At 70.4% G+C, this 17,938-nt stretch carries 14 protein-coding genes and 1 other RNA gene; 12 read left to right on the top strand and 3 right to left on the bottom strand.

What is annotated here, in order from left to right; genetic code table 11:
- From DFP74_RS04585 to DFP74_RS04575, 3 genes are read right to left on the bottom strand one after another with little or no spacing between them, the layout of a single operon-like run.
- The gene (locus DFP74_RS04585; RefSeq protein WP_121180561.1) at window positions 1-393 is read right to left on the bottom strand and encodes a MerR family transcriptional regulator; all 393 of its coding nucleotides are present in this window, start codon (window positions 391-393) and stop codon (window positions 1-3) included.
- Between the two features lie 52 nt (window positions 394-445).
- Window positions 446-1,240: a MerR family transcriptional regulator gene (locus tag DFP74_RS04580; RefSeq protein WP_121180560.1), complete on the bottom strand. Its 795-nt coding sequence runs from the start codon at window positions 1,238-1,240 to the stop codon at window positions 446-448.
- Window positions 1,241-1,274: 34 nt separating this feature from the next.
- Entirely contained in the window at window positions 1,275-2,699 is a 1,425-nt protein-coding gene (locus DFP74_RS04575) for an MFS transporter (protein WP_233570800.1), read from the bottom strand.
- Window positions 2,700-2,762: 63 nt separating this feature from the next.
- Between DFP74_RS04575 and DFP74_RS04570 the strand changes: the two genes are divergently transcribed.
- The 12 genes from DFP74_RS04570 (at window position 2,763) to DFP74_RS04515 (ending at window position 17,783) form a co-directional block, all read left to right on the top strand.
- Window positions 2,763-3,611, top strand: a complete 849-nt coding sequence (locus DFP74_RS04570) for an AraC family transcriptional regulator (protein ID WP_147453820.1) — start codon at window positions 2,763-2,765, stop codon at window positions 3,609-3,611.
- Window positions 3,612-3,652: 41 nt separating this feature from the next.
- Window positions 3,653-4,348, top strand: a complete 696-nt coding sequence (locus DFP74_RS04565; protein ID WP_121188025.1) for a haloacid dehalogenase-like hydrolase — start codon at window positions 3,653-3,655, stop codon at window positions 4,346-4,348.
- A 332-nt stretch (window positions 4,349-4,680) separates the two neighbouring features.
- Window positions 4,681-9,552: an NAD-glutamate dehydrogenase gene (locus tag DFP74_RS04560; protein ID WP_121180558.1), complete on the top strand. Its 4,872-nt coding sequence runs from the start codon at window positions 4,681-4,683 to the stop codon at window positions 9,550-9,552.
- Window positions 9,553-9,868: 316 nt separating this feature from the next.
- Window positions 9,869-10,981, top strand: coding sequence for a peptide chain release factor 2 (gene prfB / locus DFP74_RS04555; protein WP_370013482.1), 1,113 nt, complete (start codon window positions 9,869-9,871; stop codon window positions 10,979-10,981).
- Between the two features lie 351 nt (window positions 10,982-11,332).
- A complete protein-coding gene (gene ftsE / locus DFP74_RS04550) occupies window positions 11,333-12,022 on the top strand; it encodes a cell division ATP-binding protein FtsE (protein WP_017596794.1) in 690 nt (229 codons plus the stop codon).
- Window positions 12,023-12,107: 85 nt separating this feature from the next.
- The gene (gene ftsX / locus DFP74_RS04545) at window positions 12,108-13,019 is read left to right on the top strand and encodes a permease-like cell division protein FtsX (protein WP_233570799.1); all 912 of its coding nucleotides are present in this window, start codon (window positions 12,108-12,110) and stop codon (window positions 13,017-13,019) included.
- 75 nt (window positions 13,020-13,094) lie between these two features.
- Window positions 13,095-13,559 (top strand): SsrA-binding protein SmpB, encoded by a 465-nt coding sequence (smpB, locus tag DFP74_RS04540; protein ID WP_121180555.1) that lies wholly within the window; start codon window positions 13,095-13,097, stop codon window positions 13,557-13,559.
- Window positions 13,560-13,582: 23 nt separating this feature from the next.
- On the top strand, window positions 13,583-15,562 hold the full coding sequence (locus DFP74_RS04535; protein WP_121180554.1) for a penicillin-binding transpeptidase domain-containing protein: 1,980 nt from the start codon (window positions 13,583-13,585) through the stop codon (window positions 15,560-15,562).
- Between the two features lie 372 nt (window positions 15,563-15,934).
- Window positions 15,935-16,306, top strand: a transfer-messenger RNA (tmRNA) gene (gene ssrA, locus DFP74_RS04530).
- A gap of 322 nt (window positions 16,307-16,628) precedes the next feature.
- Window positions 16,629-16,901, top strand: a complete 273-nt coding sequence (locus DFP74_RS04525) for a hypothetical protein (RefSeq protein ID WP_121180553.1) — start codon at window positions 16,629-16,631, stop codon at window positions 16,899-16,901.
- Complete coding sequence (locus tag DFP74_RS04520) at window positions 16,898-17,233, top strand: type II toxin-antitoxin system PemK/MazF family toxin (protein WP_121180552.1); 336 nt, start codon at window positions 16,898-16,900, stop codon at window positions 17,231-17,233. Before DFP74_RS04525 ends, DFP74_RS04520 begins: the two co-directional genes overlap by 4 nt.
- Window positions 17,234-17,288: 55 nt before the next feature.
- Window positions 17,289-17,783, top strand: a complete 495-nt coding sequence (locus DFP74_RS04515) for a hypothetical protein (RefSeq protein WP_121180551.1) — start codon at window positions 17,289-17,291, stop codon at window positions 17,781-17,783.
- Window positions 17,784-17,938 lie beyond the last annotated feature (155 nt).

Here is a 17,938-nt window from a genome sequence, read left to right as displayed (position 1 = left end):
TCATCCCTTCATCTGGCACAGCGGGTCGGGCGGGTCGGGCAGGTTCGACTCGGCCCGGGCCAGCTGCGCGCCCACCTCGTGGCGCACGGCTCTCAGCTCTTCGATGAGCGTGTCGAGTTCGGCGAGCTTGCCGCGGTAGACGTCCAGCGACGCCGGGCAGGAGTCCCCGGTCGGGTGCCCGGCCCGCAGGCACTCCACGAACGGGCGCGTCTCCTCCAGCCCGAACCCGCAGTCCTGGAGCGTGCGGATCTGCTCCACCAGCCGCAGGTCGCCGTCGTCGTAGACGCGGTACCCGTTGACCTCGCGGCGGCTCGGAAGCAGACCGCGGGACTCGTAGTAGCGCAGGGTCCGCGTACTGACCCCCGCCCGTGTGGCAAGTTCACCGATGCGCATGGCCGTCACGCTAGACCTTGACGCCGACGTCAACGCAACGGGCGCGGGCGGATCAGTCCACGGGCGCCATGAACGACCAGAGCGCGCCCTCCGGGTCGCGGGCGGAGTACTCGCGGTAGCCGTAGGGCTGGTCCACGGGCTCGTAGACGATCCGGGCGCCCTCGGCGACCGCGCGCCGGTAGTGCTCGTCCACGGACTCCACCATCACCGCGGTGGTCGCGCTGGCCGCGCCCAGGCTCTTCGGCGAGGCCAGGCCGAACTCCGGCGCCTCCCGGTGCAGCCAGATCACGCCGTCGCCCGCGTCGACCTCGCCGTGCACGCACCTGCCCTGGTCGTCCCGGGTGAGCGGCCCGGCCCCCAGCCCGAACACCCGGACCAGGTGGTCGTGGACCGCCTCGATGTCGTCGTACACCAGGATCGAGATCCGGCGCCGCACTGTGCTGTCCAACACGACCATCTCCTCCATCGCCTCGAAGAACTCGACCGCGGACGGGACGTCCTCGCGGTCCAGGGTGGCCGCCATGGCGGCGAGCCGGTCGCGCAGGCGGTGCGCGGCGGCCATCCGCCGGTCCAACGAGGCCAGGTGGTGGCGCACGGCGCCGGCCAGGTCCCAGCCGGGATCGTCCAGCGCCCGGCCGATCTCCGCCAGGGGCAGGCCGACGCCGCGCAGCAGCCGGATCCGGTACAGCCGCCGCACGTCGGCGGCGCCGTACAGGCGGTGGCCGCCACCGGTCCTCCGTGAGGGGACCAGCAGACCCGTCCGGTCGTAGTAGCGCAGGGCCCGAACGGTCAGTCCGGACGCCCGCGCCAGCTCACCGACCTTGTATCCAGCCTCGTCAGGTGCCATGTGACCGACCCTAGAACGTGACGCCGCGTCAGGTTCAAGACCCGGCTCCGCTGAGTTTCGACCGTCGGTTCCGTCGTTCCCGGCGGCGCGCGGCCGGCCCGGACACCGCGCGCAGGGCGCACGCCGCGGTGGCCGGCAGCAGCCCCGCGGTGAGCACCGACACCGCCGTCAGCCCGGCACGCGTGTCGCCGGCCGCCAGGAACACACCGCCGAGGGCAGCCACACCGAGCGTGTTGGCGAGCATGGAGCCCGTCGTGTTCAGCGCGGACACCGCCGAGGCGTGCCGGGCCCCCACCAGTGCGGCGACCCGCGCGATCAGCGGGCTGTAGCCCGCCGCGTGCCCACACCCGGCCACGGCCAGCACGGCGGACGCGGCCGGGTGCCAGCCGTCGCGGGTGAGCGGTACCAGGGCAACCAGCGCGCCCGCGAAGGCCACCGGCCCCAGCACGGGCAGGACGGGCCGCAGCCGCTCGGGCAGGCGCGTCCAGCCCAGGCTGAGCGCGCCGAACCCGACCGCGTAGGGAACGAAGGCGATCCCGGCGGCCAGGGGCGAGAGCCCCAGGCCGACCTGCAGGTGCAGCGTCAGGGTGAACAGGAACGCCGAGTAGCAGCCCATGACCACGAAGCAGGCCGCCAGCCCGGGCTTCACCCCGCGCGGCCGCAGGACGTCCAGGTCGAGCAGGGGACGCGCGGTGCGGCGCTCGTGCCGGACGAACACGGCCAGGACCAGCACGCCCGCACCCGTGCACACCCAGCCCCACGGCCCCCACCCGTACTCCCGCCCGAACACCAGGGCCGCCAGCACAGCGCCCATGCCGACGGCCAGGACGAGCGCCCCGGGCAGGTCCAGGCGGCGGTCGGCGGCGCGCGTCCCGGCGGGCAGCAGCCGCGGGCCCAGGGCGAGCAGGACCAGGCCCACGGGCACGTTGACCAGGAAGGCGGGCCGCCACCCCAAGCCCGCGACGTCGGCCGCCACGACCAGCCCGCCCGCGACCTGGCCCAGGGCGACCCCCAGGGCGAGCACCATCGAGTACAGGCCGATCGCCCGTTCACGGGACCGGCCCCCGTGGCCCAGCTGGATCAGGGACATGACCTGGGGGACCATGAGCGCTCCGCCGCACGCCTGGAGGACCCGTCCGGCGACCAGGGCGCCCGCGTCCGGCGCGAGGCCGCACAGCAGCGAGGCCGCGGTGAAGCCCGCGAGGCCGGCCAGGAACGCCCGCCGGTGGCCGACCAGGTCGCCGATCCGCGCGCACGTCACGACCAGCACGCCCATGGTGAGGACGTATCCGGCGACGACGAGCTGGACGGCGGCGTCGCTCGCGCCCAGGTCGGCCCGGATCGTGGGAACGGCCACGGTGACGATGGAGGCGTCCATCGAGGCCATGGCCTGCCCGACGAGCAGGACCGCCAGGCCGCCGCCGGGCAGGGCACGGGGACGCGGGGTGCTGGGAGTCATGGCGGACAGCCTGTACGGACGGGCTCCGCCGGTCTTGAAGATCCTTGAGCATAGGCTGCGCGTATGCGTCGCGCACGAGCCGTGCACACGGGCACCCATCTGACGGTGCACACCGTCACCTGCACCGACGAGCACGCCGACTGGTCCCGGCCGGAGGTCGCGACCGCGGTGGGGATCGTCCTGGTGCGCCGGGGCCGGTTCCGGCTACGGGGGCCGGACGGCGAGGTCGCGCTGGACCGGACGGTCGGCTACGTGGAGGTGCCCGGTCGCGCCTACGGCTTCGCCCATCCGGCCGGCGGCGACGAGTGCACCGCGATCGCCGTGGGGGAGGACCTGTGGCGGGAGGCCGCCGACGGCCGCCCCGTACCGTCGGTGTTCGCCGCGGACGGGCGCCTGGACACGGCGCACCGGCTGCTGCTGCGCGCGGACGACGCCTTCACCGCGACCGAGGGCCTGCTGTGGCTGCTGCGCCGCGCCCTGAGGAGCGAACGGCTGCTGCCGGTCACGGCGGGGCCCGGGCGCCGCTCCCTGGCCGACGCCGCCCGCGAGGCCATCCTGGCCGACCACCCCGCCTCCCGTGACCTCGTGGGCCTGGCCCGCGTGCTCGGCGTCGACCCCGCCCACCTCAGCCGTACCTTCCGGCACCACACCGGCGCGACGGTCAGCGCGTTCCGCACCCGGGTCCGGGTGGCCCGCGCGCTCGACCGGCTGGAGGACGGGGCCGACCTGCTGGCCGAGGTCGCGGCCGATCTGGGCTTCGCCGACCAGGCCCACCTGACCCGGGCGGTCCGCGCCCAGACCGGTCACACCCCCGCGGCCCTGCGCGCCGTGCTGTCCCGCGCGCCCCGGCCGGTGGCCGGTCCCGGTCGGGTGGTTCCTGGGGGAATCGCCCATGCGGCAAGATGGGGGTAGCCCCGTCCCCGAACGTCGAGGAGTCAGCCATCAGCCGCCTGGTGCTCTGGAACATCGACCTCACCCTTCTGGACGTCGGACGGGTGATGAGGGCCGCCTACGCCGAGGCCTTCGAGAAGGTCACGGGTGAACCGCTGGTCTATCTGACCTCCGGCGAGGGGCGCACGGACTCGGAGATGTTCTTCGAGTTCTGCGCGCGCAACGACGTCGACGTCGAACCCGACGGCGAGGTCCTCGCCGAGTTCATGTCGCTCCTGGAGGAGGCGTTCGGCCGGCGCACCGACGAACTCCTTTCCCAGGGCCGGGTGATGTCCGGCGCCGCGGCCTCGCTGGCGGCCGTCGCCGGAATGCCCGACACCGTCCAGACGGTGGTCAGCGGCAGTACCCGCGCCAACGCCGTGGCCAAGCTCGCCGCCTTCGGCCTGGACACCCACCTGGATCTGGCCATCGGCGGGTACGGTTCGGTGAACTACCCCAAGTCGTCCCTCATCCAGTCCATCCGCCTGCACGCCACCGGCGAGGGCGGGCGCCCCTACACCGAGCAGGAGACGGTGTTCGTCACCAGCGCCGTCTCCGACGTCCGCGCCGCCAGGATCGGCGGCGCGGTACCGCTCGCCGTCCGCACGGGCTCGGCCACCGAGGCCCAGCTCCGTGACGCCGGCGCGGTGGCCGTCCTGCCCGACCTGGGTGATCCCCGGGCGGTCATGACGGCAGTGCATCAGGCGACGGCCCGATAGTTCACGCGCAAGGCCCCGGAGGTCCATGTGTTTCGTGCCCGTGACCACCGCAATGTGTTTCTTACAGGTTGTAACCACCGCGTAACGGTGTTGCACCTGCCCTCTCGCGCTAAAACCAGTAGCCTGGTCAGCGGATGAGGTGGGGACAACGGCGTCTGCCGCCTCTCCATTGTTCCGCCTGTGCGCACAGGTGTCGCCCTGTCACCGATCACGCGCGCCCCGTCACGGCGCGCACACGGAATCACCCATCAGCACGGAAGCTCACAGGTCACATGACCGGTTGTTTCTCCAGCGCTCGTGCGACGTTGCTCACAAAGGAGTGAGAGATCCCTATGTCCGGGCAATCCGACGTCATCCTCCAGAAGCTGCTCAGTGACGCGGCCGCGAAGTGGTCGCCCCGAGCGGGCCTGTCCCCAGAGGACGCCGACGCCGTCCGACGGTTCCTGCCGTTCTACTACCGGCACACCGATCCGGAGGAGATCTCCGGCCGCACCCCCGACCAGATCTGCGGCCCCGCGGGGGCCCACCGCTTCTTCGGCGCCCACAGGGTCCCCGGGCGGGCCAAGGTCCGGGTGTACACCCCCGAGCGCGCCCGCGACGGCTGGGAACAGCAGACCAGCATCGTCGAGATCGTCACCGACAACGCCCCCTTCCTCGTCTCCTCGGTCACCATGGCGCTGCACGACCTCGGCGCCGGCGCCCGGCTCATCATCCACCCCCAGATGACGGTCGGCCGCGACCTCGAGGGCGTCCTGCGCGAGATCGACCCCGAGATCGGCGGCGACGGGCTCCTGCCCACCGACGAGTCCTGGATGCACATCGAGATCGACCGCCAGAACGATCCCGAGCGCGTCAAGGAGCTCACCACCCGCCTGGAGAACGTCCTCAACGACGTCCGCTACGTGGACGAGGACGCCGCCAAGATGAGCGACCGGGCGATCCGGATCGCCGACGAGCTGGCCGCCTACCCCGACCGCCTCGTCGCGGGCGGCGTCGACTCCCGCGAGATCGGCGAGAGCGTCGACTTCCTGCGCTGGACCGCCAGCCGGCACTTCACCTTCATGGGCTACCGCGAGTACACGCTGGTCACCGACGAGAACGGTGACGAGGCCCTGCGCCCGGAGCCCGGTTCGGGCCTGGGCATCCTGCGCATGGACTCGCCCGCCTCCACCGGCTTCGCCGCGCTGCCGCCGGAGATCCGCGCCAAGGCGCGCGAGCCCTTCATCCTCGTGCTGACCAAGGCCAACTCCCGCGCCACCGTCTACCGGCCCAAGTACCTGGACTACATCGGCGTCAAGAAGTTCGACGCCCAGGGCAACATCGTCGGCGAGCGCCGCTTCCTCGGCCTGTTCACCTCCCAGGCCAACACCGAGTCCATCGCCCAGATCCCGATCCTGCGCCGCAAGCAGGCCGAGGTCCTGTCCCTGGCCGGATTCGAGGCCGACAGCTACGACGGCAAGGACCTCATCGAGCTGCTGGAGACCTTCCCGCGCGAGGAGCTCCTGCAGATCCCCGTCAACGAGCTGTACAACATCGTCCGCGGCGTCCTGCGCCTGCGCGACCGGCGCGGCACCAAGCTGTTCATGCGGCGCGACCCCTACGGCGGCCGCTACATGTCGTGCTTCGTGTACATGCCGCGCGACGAGTACAGCACCCGCGTGCGCCTGGACATCCAGGAGGTCCTCGCCGACGCCTTCGAGGGCGCCACGATGGACCACAACGTCATGATCGGCGCCGCCCCGCTGGCCCGCCTCTACCTGGTGGCCCGGGCCCGGTCCAAGCAGACCCTGGCCGACATCGACCAGGTGGCCCTGGAGGAGAAGGTCCGCGAGGCCGCCCGCTCCTGGGACACCGACTTCGACGCCGCCCTCACCGAGTCGTTCGGCCCCGGCCGCGCCACCCTCTACAAGGAGCGCTACTCCAGCGGTCTGACCGAGGCCTACAAGGTCGACAACGCGCCCAGGGTCGCCGCCGCCGACATCGGCGAGCTGGAGAAGCTGCTGGAGCGCACCGAGCCCGACCACCGCCAGGGCGAGTTCGTCGGCCGGCTCTACCAGCCCGACGACCCCCGGCTGGGGGAGTGGCGGTTCCGGCTCTACCGGGTCGGTGAACCCGTCACGTTGAGCCGCATGCTGCCCGTCCTGGAGCACCTGGGCGTCGAGGTCGTCGACGAGTGGCCCTACGACCTGTCCGTCGAGAACGTGGGCCGGGTCTGGATCTACGACCTGGGGCTGCGGCGCTCCGCGACCACCGAGCTGCCGGCCGACCGCCTCCGGGAGCTGTTCGAGGAGGCCTTCGAGGCCACCTGGCGCGACCGGTGCGAGTCCGACCGCTTCAACGCCCTGGTCGTGCGCGCGGGCCTGCACTGGCGCCAGATCTCGGTGCTGCGCGCCTACGCCAAGTACCTGCGCCAGACCGGTGCCACGTACACACCCGACTTCCTCGCCGACGTCCTGACCGCCAACGTCGGCATCGCCGGCCTGCTCGTGGACCTGTTCGAGACGCGCTTCGACCCCGACCGGTCCGACGAGGGCCGCGACGAGCGCGCCACGGCCATCGTCGACAAGATCGAGGGCGAACTGGAGGGCGTGGCCAGCCTGGACCACGACCGCATCCTGCGGTCGTTCCTCGCGGTCATCGAGGCCACCCTGCGCACCAACCACTACCAGGGGCACCCCTACCTGGTGCTCAAGCTCAACCCGCAGCGGATCCCGGACCTGCCCAACCCCCGGCCCCGGTTCGAGATGTACGTGTACTCGCCCCGCGTCGAGGGCGTGCACCTGCGGTTCGGCTCCGTGGCCCGCGGCGGCCTGCGCTGGTCCGACCGCTTCGAGGACTTCCGCACCGAGATCCTCGGCCTGGTCAAGGCCCAGATGGTCAAGAACTCCGTCATCGTGCCCAGCGGCGCCAAGGGCGGGTTCGTCTGCAAGCGGCTGCCCGAGGGCGGGACCCGCGAACAGGTGATGGCCGAGGTCGTCTCCTGCTACAAGCAGTTCATCAGCGGCCTGCTCGACGTCACCGACAACCTGGTCGACGGCCGGGTCGTGCACCCCGAGCGCACCGTCCTGCGCGACGGCGACGACTCCTACCTGGTGGTCGCCGCGGACAAGGGCACCGCGACCTTCTCCGACACCGCCAACGAGATCTCCACCGCCCGCGGCTTCTGGCTGGGCGACGCCTTCGCCTCCGGCGGCTCGGTGGGCTACGACCACAAGGCCATGGGCATCACCGCGCGCGGCGCCTGGGAGTCGGTCAGGTACCACTTCCGCGAGATGGGCGTGAACGTGCAGGAGCAGCCGTTCACGGTCGTCGGCATCGGCGACATGTCCGGTGACGTGTTCGGCAACGGGATGCTGCTCTCGAAGCAGATCCGGCTGGTGGCCGCCTTCGACCACCGCCACGTCTTCCTCGACCCGGACCCCGACCCGCACACCTCCTGGGTCGAGCGCAAGCGCATGTTCGAGCTGCCCCGCAGCACCTGGCTGGACTACGACCCGAACCTCATCACCGAGGGCGGGGGCGTGTACCCGCGCGACGCCAAGTCGGTGCCGGTCAGCCCGCAGGTGCGCGCGGCGCTGGGCATCGAGGACGGGGTGGACGGCCTCACCCCCGACGGGCTCATCCGCCGCATCCTGTCCGCGCCGGTCGACCTGCTGTGGAACGGCGGCATCGGCACCTACGTCAAGGCGAGCGGTGAGTCGCACGCCGACGTCGGCGACAAGGCCAACGACCGCGTGCGCGTGGACGCCACCGACCTGCGCGTGCAGGTGGTCGGCGAGGGCGGCAACCTGGGCCTGACCCAGCCCGCCCGGATCGAGTTCGCCCGCGAGGGCGGCCGGGTCAACACCGACTTCATCGACAACTCCGCCGGCGTGGACACCTCCGACCACGAGGTGAACATCAAGATCATGCTCGACCGCGAGGTGCGCTCGGGCAGCCTGGACAAGGCCGACCGCGACCAGCTGTTCATCGACATGACCGACGAGGTCGCCGAGCTGGTCCTGGACAACAACTACGCGCAGAACACCGTGCTGGCCGCCGCGCGCAAGCAGACCCGGGAGATGCTGCACGTCCACGGCCGGTACATGCGCCACCTGGAGCGCACGAAGGTCCTCAAGCGCAAGCAGGAGGACCTGCCCTCGGACAAGACCATCGCCGAGCGGCGCGCCGCGGGCAAGGGGCTGACCACGCCCGAGTTCTCGACCCTGCTGTCGTACACCAAGATCGACCTCAAGGACCAGATCGGCGAGTCCGACCTGGCCGAGGACCCGTACCTGGCCGACTCCCTGACGCACTACTTCCCGACGCCGCTGCGCTCGGAGCGCTTCGCCGAGGGCGTGCACTCGCACCCGCTGCGCCGGGAGATCATCGTCAACCAGGTCGTCAACCAGATGGTGAACCGGTCCGGGGTCACCTTCGCGTTCCGGCTCAACGAGGAGCTGGGCTCCAGCGCCGCGGACATCGCCCGCGCCTACCTGGTCGTCCAGGAGATCCTGCGGCTGCGCAGGTTCTGGGGCCGGGTCGAGGAGCTGGACCACCAGATCTCCGTGGACAGCCAGCTCGTCCTGCTGCTGGAGACCCGCAAGCTCGCCGAGCGCTCCGCCCGGTGGCTGCTGCGCAACCGGACCTTCCCGTTCGACGTGCGCAGCGAGATCGGCTACTTCGCAGACGGCGTGGGCGAGGTGCTCCCGCACCTGGCGGACCTGCTCAAGGGCCGTGACCGCGAGGCCTTCGTCGAGCGGCGCGACCGCTATCGGGAGATGGGGGTGCCCGCGGACCTGGCCGAGCAGGTGGCCGTCATGGTGCCGGCCTACTCCACGCTGGACCTGGTGGAGATCGCCCAGCGCACGGGCTGCCCGGTGGAGAAGGTGGCGGACCTGTACTTCGAGCTCGCCGACCGGCTCAACATCAGCTGGTGGCGCGAACGGATCATCGAGCTGCCGCGGGACGACCGCTGGGGCACGATGGCCCGCTCCTCGCTGCGCGACGACCTGTACGCGGCGCACGCGGCGCTGACCGCCCGGGTGCTGGAGTCGGGCGCCCAGGAGGAGTCCACGAGCGCGCTCATCGCCGGGTGGATCGCGCAGAACGAGGAGACCGTCGCGCGCGCCGGCATCACCCTTTCGGAGATCCAGGAGAACGAGCGCTTCGACCTGGCCACCCTGTCGGTGGCCCTGCGCTCGGTGCGCTCGCTGGTCGACTAGGGCGTGTATGACGGATGCCGCCCGTCGCGAGGGGCGTTCCAGTGGTGGCCTCGCAAGGCCGAAGAAGGAAGCATCCTGGTGTGGCTGTTGACTGATGAGAACGCAGTGAGGGTGCCGCTGGGGCGTCGCGCAGCAGGGTGAGTGTCCGTCATACACGCCCTAGGCGGGTCGGCGGCTGACGGCGCGGTTCCCGTGCCGTGGCCCCGCGCGCCCTTCGCACTGTGCCCCCGGCTCGGCCGGGGGCACAGTGCTGTGCGGGGCACGCGGCTGGGCCGGGAGCACGGGGCCGGGCCCTACACTGGGGGACGTGGCAGACATGGACCCAGCAGAGAAGATCAAGGAACTCGCGGCGACCCTGGCGAGCGTGTCCGCGGTGTTGGACATGGAGGCGATGCGGACGGAGATCGCCGAACTGCGGGAGCAGTCGGCCGATCCCGAGCTGTGGTCGGACCAGGCCAACGCGCAGAAGGTGACGCGGCAGCTGTCCACGCTGGAGTCCATGGTCACCAAGATCGAGGGGATCGACCAGCGTCTCGACGACATCGGCGTGCTCTACGAGCTGGCCGAGGCCGAGGGCGACAGCGACGCCCGTGAAGAGGCCGACCGCGAACTCGAACAGCTCCGCAAGGACATCGGCGAGCTGGAGGTGCGCACGCTCCTCAACGGCCCGCACGACGAGCGCGAGGCGATCGTCACCATCAACTCCCAGGCCGGCGGAGTCGACGCCGCCGACTGGGCGCAGATGCTGCAGCGCATGTACCTGCGCTGGGCCGAGCGCCACGGCTACCCCACGGACGTCTACGAGACCTCCTACGCCGAGGAGGCGGGCATCAAGTCCACCTCCTTCGCGGTCAAGGCGCCCTTCGCCTACGGGACCCTGCGCGGGGAGCACGGCACCCACCGCCTGGTGCGGATCTCGCCGTTCGACAACCAGAACCGCCGCCAGACCTCCTTCGCGGGTGTGGACGTGGTGCCCTCGGTGGAGCAGAGCGACCACATCGAGATCGACGAGACCGAGCTGCGCATCGACGTGTACCGCTCCAGCGGCCCCGGCGGCCAGGGCGTGAACACCACCGACTCCGCGGTGCGCATCACCCACCTGCCCACCGGCATCGTGGTCTCCTGCCAGAACGAGCGCTCGCAGCTGCAGAACAAGGCGACCGCGATGACGATGCTCCAGTCCAAGCTGCTCGCCCGCAAGCGCCAGGAGGAGCAGGCCGCGCTGGACGAGATCCGCGGCGACTCCGTGAGCAGCTGGGGCACCCAGATGCGCAACTACGTGCTGCACCCGTACCAGAGCGTCAAGGACGTGCGGACCGGCGCCGAGACCGGCAACACCTCCGGTGTGCTCGACGGCGAGATCGACGCCTTCATCGACGCCGAGATCCGGTGGATGCGCAGCCGCGAGCGCGGCGACGCGGCACAGTAGGCTCCGGGCGCCCCCGCTCCGAGGCGGGGGCACACTCGGTCGCGGAGCGATCGCCCACCGTGTGGCGGCTGTGCCGACAGCGCAGGTTGTGGCCCAATGGTGATGAGTGTGACTCCGCAGTTTTACCAGAACTGCTATATGTGAACGTTATCCTCGGTTGACACCTCCGATATGCTCGGGGCTGTTGTCCGACGGTGCGTGATCCTGAAGGATCCTCGGGCGAGTCGCGACCTGGACAATCCGGGCCGCACCCCCCTCTACACTGTCGGTTGGCCATGCGGCCGGTACGATCCCGCGCGGAACCACCTCCGAGGCGGGTGCCCACACCTTCGAGAACCTTGTGATGCGCCTGTGATCCACTTCGATAACGTCACGAAGGTCTACCCGACCCAGAAGCGCCCCGCGCTCGACGGCGTTTCCATTGACGTAGACAAGGGCGAGTTCGTCTTCCTGGTGGGCCCCTCGGGCTCCGGAAAGTCGACCTTCCTCCGCTTGGTACTGAAGGAGGAGAAGCCCGACAAGGGGCGTGTCCACGTCGCGGGCAAGGACCTGGCCCGCCTGTCCAACTGGAAGGTGCCGCACCTGCGCCGCAGGATCGGCTGCGTCTTCCAGGACTTCCGCCTGCTTCCCAACAAGAACGTCTTCGAGAACGTGGCCTTCGCGCTGGAGGTCATCGGCAAGCCCCGGCGGTTCATCCGCAAGGTGGTCCCGGAGGTCGTCGAGCTGGTGGGCCTGGAGGGCAAGGCCGGGCGCATGCCCGGTGAGCTCTCCGGCGGCGAGCAGCAGCGCGTGGCGATCGCCCGCGCCTTCGTCAACCGCCCGCAGATCCTGCTGGCGGACGAGCCCACCGGAAACATCGACCCCGCGACATCCATCGGCATCATGAAGGTGCTGGACCGAATCAACCGTACGGGCACCACCGTCGTCATGGCGACCCACGATGCCGCCATCGTCGACTCGATGCGCAAGCGCGTGATCGAGCTGGAAGAGGGCCTCGTAGTGCGCGACCAGACACGCGGCGTCTACGGCCAGGCGTACTGAACCCTGGTGCGTCCGGCGCCGGCCGGCCGCTCCAGCTGCGAGGACCGGCGCTGCGAAGCCCCGAAGGATGGACCTTTAACAGATCATGCGAGCACAATTCGTTCTCTCCGAGACGTGGATCGGCCTGCGCCGAAACCTCACGATGACCATCGCCGTCATCACGACGGTGGCCATCTCCCTCGCCCTGTTCGGCGCGGGCCTGCTGGTGAACCAGCAGGTGTCCGAGATGCGCAGCTACTGGGACCAGCGGATCACGCTGACTATCTACATGTGCACCGAGATTTCCCCGACGCAGACCTGCGATGAGAACGGCGAGGCCACCGAAGAGGACCGCACCCAGCTCGTGGAGACGCTGGACGGCCTGAACGAGGTGGAGGGCTACCGCTACCTCACGTCCGCCGAGGCATGGCAGGACTTCCAGGAGCGAATCGGTTCCTCCAACGAGGCGCTCGCCGGCGCCGCTCAGGAGGGTGACATCCCGGACAACTACCGGGTGCAGCTCACCGATCCCAGCCACTACGACACCGTGCGCGCGGCGGTCGACGGCGCACCGGGTGTGGACACGGTCTCCGCCGACCAGCGCGTGCTCGAACAGTTCTTCTCGCTCCTGGACGGCCTCAAGTGGGCCGCTCTGGTGGTCGCCCTCGTGCAGCTGGCCGCGGCCGCGCTGCTGATCGGCAACACCATCCGACTGTCGGCCTACAGCCGACGGCGGGAGACCGGCATCATGCGGCTGGTGGGCGCGTCGAACTTCTACATCCAGCTCCCCTTCCTGCTGGAGGGTGCGATCGCCGGTTTCATCGGTGGTCTGATCGCCTCCGGGTTCATCGTGGCGACCAGGTTCACCCTGCTCACCAGGATCGAGGACTGGTTCCAGTTCGACGTGGCGCTGGGAACGGGATCACTGCTCTACGTCATCGGCGTGTCGATGATCCTCGGTGTGCTGCTGTGCACCATCACCTCGTTCCTGACCCTGCGCCGCTACCTGAAGGTCTGACGGGTCCGCCCGACGGGGGCGTTCGCGGGTACCGGGGGGCCACGTGCCCCCCGGACGTATGAAGGGATACACCCAGTGGCACGGGAAACCGGGCGTAAGCTCATCGCGCAGAATCGGCGTGCCCGGCACGAATACCACATCGACGAGACCTACGAGGCGGGGATCGTCCTCACCGGTACCGAGGTCAAGTCGCTCCGCGAGGGGCGCGCGTCGCTCGTGGACGGCTTCGCGCACGTCCACGACGGCGAGGTGTGGTTGGAACAGGTGCACATCCCCGAGTACACCCAGGGGACCTGGACCAACCACGCGGCCAGGCGAAGGCGTAAGCTACTCCTGCACCGCCAGGAGATCTCCCGGCTGATCGGTAAGACCAGAGAGCCCGGTTACACCCTCGTCCCGCTGTCCCTGTACTTCAGTGACGGCCGTGCCAAGGTCGAGATCGCCCTGGCCCGCGGTAAGCGCGAGTACGACAAACGCCACGCCATCGCCGAGCGCGAGGCCAAACGCGATATGGAACGCGCGCTTCGCCGTCGACGATGAGGCACTCGAAAGGAACACACAAGGTGTCCCCCCGTCCCCTTCGCCGCGCCCTGGCAGCCGGAAGCGGCCTGCTCGTCGCGGGCACCCTGGCCGCGTGTACACCCCACCCCAGTCCCGAGGTGGCGGTGCGCTCCTTCCTCCTCGCCTGGCAGGACGGGGACCACGCGGAGGCCGCCCGCTACACCACGGGAGACCCGACGGAGGTCGAGGACGCCCTGGGCAGCGTGCGCGAGCAGCTCGACCTCGCCTCGCTGCGGTTCGGCCTGGGCCGGATCGACCGCGAGGGAGAGTCGGCGACCGCGGCGTTCGACGTCACCGCCGACCTCGGCATCGGTGACCCGACCTGGAACTACACGGGCGAGATGCCGCTCGAGTGGGGCCCGGAGGGCTGGCGGATCACCTGGTCCTCCAGCGTCATCCACCCCGCGCTGAGCGACGACGAGCGCCTGGCGGTCAGTTACGAGCAGCCCGAGCGGGGCCAGATCCTCGACCGCGAGGGCCAGGAACTGGTCTCGGCCGACAGCGTCACGGCCTTCGGTGTCGTCCCCGCCGAGATGGACGACAAGGAGGCCGGCGTCACCGAGCTCGCCGAGCTCCTCGAGGAGGACCCCGAGCCGCTGCTGAACCGCGTGCGCTCCGCGCCGCCGGAACAGTTCCAGCCGCTCGTGCTGATGCGCGACTCCAGTGTGAACGCGTCGCTGCTGGGCGAGGTCGGCCGGATCGAGGGCGTGGACACCGAAGAGGTGCGGATCAACCTCTCGCCCACGGTCGCGCCGTCCCTGGTGGGCGAGGTCGCCGGTACCGCGGAGCACCGGGTGTCCTCCCGGGTCGCCGGCCCCTACCAGGCGGGCGACACCGTCGGCCTGAGCGGGTTGCAGAGCATCTTCCAGCGCGAACTGGCCGGCTCGGCCACCGCGCAGGTGGTCTCCCTGGACGAGTCCGGCGCGATCACCGACGTCCTGGAGTCCTGGGAGGGCGAGCGCAGCGGCGGTGTGGACACCACGCTCGACGCCGACGTGCAGCGCGCCGCCGAGGCGGCACTGTCGGCCCTGCCGGGCCGGGCCTACCTCGCGGCCGTGGACACCGCCGGCGGCGAGGTGCTGGCCGCCGCCAACGCGTCGGGCAGCGCGAGCGACGACTCGGCGCTCGACGGCTCCTTCGTCCCGGGCGGAGCCTTCACCATCGTGGGCGCGCTGGCGGCCCTGGAGTCGGGCGCGGTCGGTCCGGACGACCAGGTGCCCTGCGGCTACGAGACCACCCTCGACGGCCAGACCTTCACCAACCCCGGCCAGGGGGCGCTGAGCCCCGAGTTCGGCGGACCGGACCTGGCCCGCAACCTCGCCCACAGCTGCACCGTCGGATTCGCCGGTCTGGCGCCGGACGTCGGCGCGGACGGCGTCGAACAGGCCGCCCGCGAACTCGGCATCGGCGCGGACTGGCGGCTGCCGGTGCCCGCGTCCCCGGGATCGCTCTCGGTCGGCGAGGGGGACGCCGGCGTCGCCTCGGCGATGGTCGGCGAGGAGGGCGTGCGGGTGAGCCCGCTGTCGATGGCACTGGCCGCGGCGGCCGTCGCGAACGGCGAGTGGAACGCTCCGACACTGGTCCGCGAGGAGGGCCCGTCCCCGTCGCCCGAGACGGAGCTGTCCGAGGCCGACCTGGAGGTCGTGCGGACGGGGATGCGCGACGCCGTCACCACCCGGATGCCGGAACTGGTCGGTCTGCAGGAGGAGGTCTTCGGCCAGGCCGCCCGGGTCGACCTCGGTGACGGGACGGACCTGCACTGGTTCGTGGGCTACCAGGGTGACGTGGCCTTCGCCATCGTGGCCGAGGCGGACTCGGCGACCACCCTGCTCTCGCAGCACGCGGTCAACGGCGCCCAGACGTTCCTGACCTCGCTGGCCACCGGAGAGGTCCCCGTGGACCAGGGGGCCTCCGGAGGCGCCCCGCTCGACGAGGCCGACCTGACCGGTGGCGAGGGCGCGCCGGACGAGGCGGGCTGGTAGCGGGCGGGTCAGCGTCGCGTTCGGACCTGGCAAAGCGCGGCCCCGCGGGCAACCCCCCGCGGGGCCGTTCGCGTCTTCCCTGATGACCGGCCCGCGACAGGGGGTAGCGAGCCGGTGCGAGAGGCAGATCCTCGTCTCGGGGGAGTTTCTGCCCGTTCCCTAGGTCGGCCCGACCCTGCCGACCGCCCCCGTGGGCCGCGTCGACCACATCCTGCGTCCGCGCCCGCGGGGGTTTCTCCCTGCCCGGCGGATTCGTACCTCTGATCGGGAATCAGCTTGGTCCTCACCCGGTTGTACAGGTAGAGTAGCGAACGCGGGTGGTTCGCCACTCGCATGTCGGTCGCCGGCGACGGCGGCTTTGACAATTTCACAGGGGGTGATCGGTTTCGACTTCGGTAGTCGTTTCAGGGGAAGCGGGCCGAGGGTTGCGTTTGTGACCTCGTTAATCCTGCATTCGCGTAAACACAAGTGCCAATTCTAAGCGCACTGAGTTCGCTCTCGCTGCTTAAGCGATAGCGTCTCTGTCGGTCCGGGCTCGTCATCGGCTCGGGATCCGGCATCAGCTAGATGACTTACCGCTCAGATCAGGCCACGGGGCCTGAGTGGGACATTTTCGTGGCTGGGCCTGTCAGCGATGTGTTCGTGCAAGCGCTGGGGCCGAGTAGAACGACACCACGAACTGCGCCCGGAGAAGCCCTGGCTCGGTGCTGAAGGACGCGGGTTCGATTCCCGCCACCTCCACTTCACTCCGGAACGACCCTGCTCGCGCGTGAACGCGCTCGCCGGGTCGTTCCGTTGTTTCTTCTGGGGGGGCGACCCCCAGACCCCCGAACGATGAGACGACCCTGCTTGCGCGTGAACGCGCTCGCCGGGTCGTTCCGTTGTTTCTTCTGGGGGGCGACCCCCAGACCCCCGAACGATGAGACGACCCTGCTTGCGCGTGAACGCGCCGGCGGGGTCGTCTCTTCGTGTTTCCCGGGGTGACCCGCGGCCGTTCCGTCGGAAGGCCGCCGCGGAGACCAGACGGGCGAGCCGCTGCGTACAACAAATGTTGTACACTGGTTCCATGAGTGTGGGATTCCGGCCCACCGAGGCCGATGCCGAGATTCTGAACGCCTACAAGCGCGCCGGTGAGACCAACAGCGACGTGCTGCGACGCGGCCTGCGCGCGCTCCAGCGCCAGGAGTGGGAAGAGCAGGCACGGGAGGACATGGCGCGCATCGCGGCCGACGGTGAGGATCTGAGCGGCGAACCGGACGCCTGGGAGTATGACGATCAGGGACGCATTCGCGTCTCGGGAACGGACGTCACCGTGAACGCCCGAGAGGTGCGGAGGTGATCCGAGGCGCGGTCTACCCCGTTGATCTGGGAGACGCGAAGCGTGGTCACGAGCAGCGGGGGCGCCGCCTCGGGCTGGTCGTCAGTACTCGACCGGACACCTGGTCGGTCGTGACCATCGTGCCCACGTCGACCAGTGCGCAGCCGGCGCGCTTTCGACCCGAGGCGACCATCGCCGGGCGGTCGACCCGGCTCCTCGTAGATCAGATCCGCACTATCGACACCGCCTATGTCGTGGGAGGCACGGTCGACTACCTCGCCGGCACCGACATGGCGCAGGTGGAGTACGCCTTGGGGCGTTATCTCGGGTTACGTGTCGAAATCGACTACTGACGCGCATGCCTCCGGTGTGGGAACGCCTGTGCGCGGTCGGGTAGACAGGGGGTCCATGTACTGCCTGGAAGCGGTCGTCGCCGCCCGCCCGGTGTTGGACGCGCTGGTCGGCGCGAACGAGCACGCGCACCCCGTGCCCCTCGTCTCGGGGTTGTCGCTTCTCCCGATGACCGATGGGTTGTTCGACTCGGTCACCGTCGCCGGGGTTCCCCGGGACGAGGTGTTCTGGAAACTGCCCTCCGGCTTCGACCGTGCCCTGGCCGCGTGTTCGACGCACGGCCCGGTGGCCTATCTCGAAGCCGAGTACTTCGGCGGGGCTGGCGAGCAGAACGCGCAGGTGTGGGACGGCGGGCGGGTGGTCCTCGGCCCGTTGCGCCTGCTCGACGGCCGACCGGTTCCGGTCGGTGGCAGTCCGATCTCGCAGGCGCTGCGACGGCTCGGCGTCGTCGGGGGCGAAGACGTCGACGAGTTCGACGCGGTCGGGCTCGGTCTGCACCGCAGGACCGCAGGTTGGCTGGCACAGTCTGAACAGGGCTCCTGGCCTGCGTAGACGCACGGAAGGCGGAGGCCCTTCGCGTGTCCTGGGGTCGGTCGGTTCCCTGGCTCCTCAGGTCTCACATCGGTAAAGAGTGACCACTGTGGGGTTGACCACACTGGTGTGAGCGCTAACACTAGGGCCCACGCCCCGAGGTTCACAGGACCGAC

Origin of the sequence: Nocardiopsis sp. Huas11, assembly GCF_003634495.1 — a bacterium.
Lineage (GTDB): Bacteria > Actinomycetota > Actinomycetes > Streptosporangiales > Streptosporangiaceae > Nocardiopsis.
This window is presented reverse-complemented; position numbering and strand designations above follow the sequence as displayed.

Excerpts from the sequence above, each read along its gene's own strand:
- DFP74_RS04585 (WP_121180561.1), bottom strand. The coding sequence starts at position 393 with ATGCGCATCGGTGAACTTGCCACACGGGCGGGGGTCAGTACGCGGACC.
- DFP74_RS04580 (WP_121180560.1), bottom strand. The coding sequence starts at position 1,240 with ATGGCACCTGACGAGGCTGGATACAAGGTCGGTGAGCTGGCGCGGGCG.
- DFP74_RS04575 (WP_233570800.1), bottom strand. The coding sequence starts at position 2,699 with ATGACTCCCAGCACCCCGCGTCCCCGTGCCCTGCCCGGCGGCGGCCTG.
- DFP74_RS04570 (WP_147453820.1), top strand. The coding sequence starts at position 2,763 with ATGCGTCGCGCACGAGCCGTGCACACGGGCACCCATCTGACGGTGCAC.
- DFP74_RS04560 (WP_121180558.1), top strand. The coding sequence starts at position 4,681 with ATGTCCGGGCAATCCGACGTCATCCTCCAGAAGCTGCTCAGTGACGCG.
- prfB (WP_370013482.1), top strand. The coding sequence starts at position 9,869 with ATGGACCCAGCAGAGAAGATCAAGGAACTCGCGGCGACCCTGGCGAGC.
- ftsX (WP_233570799.1), top strand. The coding sequence starts at position 12,108 with ATGCGAGCACAATTCGTTCTCTCCGAGACGTGGATCGGCCTGCGCCGA.
- DFP74_RS04525 (WP_121180553.1), top strand. The coding sequence starts at position 16,629 with ATGAGTGTGGGATTCCGGCCCACCGAGGCCGATGCCGAGATTCTGAAC.
- DFP74_RS04515 (WP_121180551.1), top strand. The coding sequence starts at position 17,289 with ATGTACTGCCTGGAAGCGGTCGTCGCCGCCCGCCCGGTGTTGGACGCG.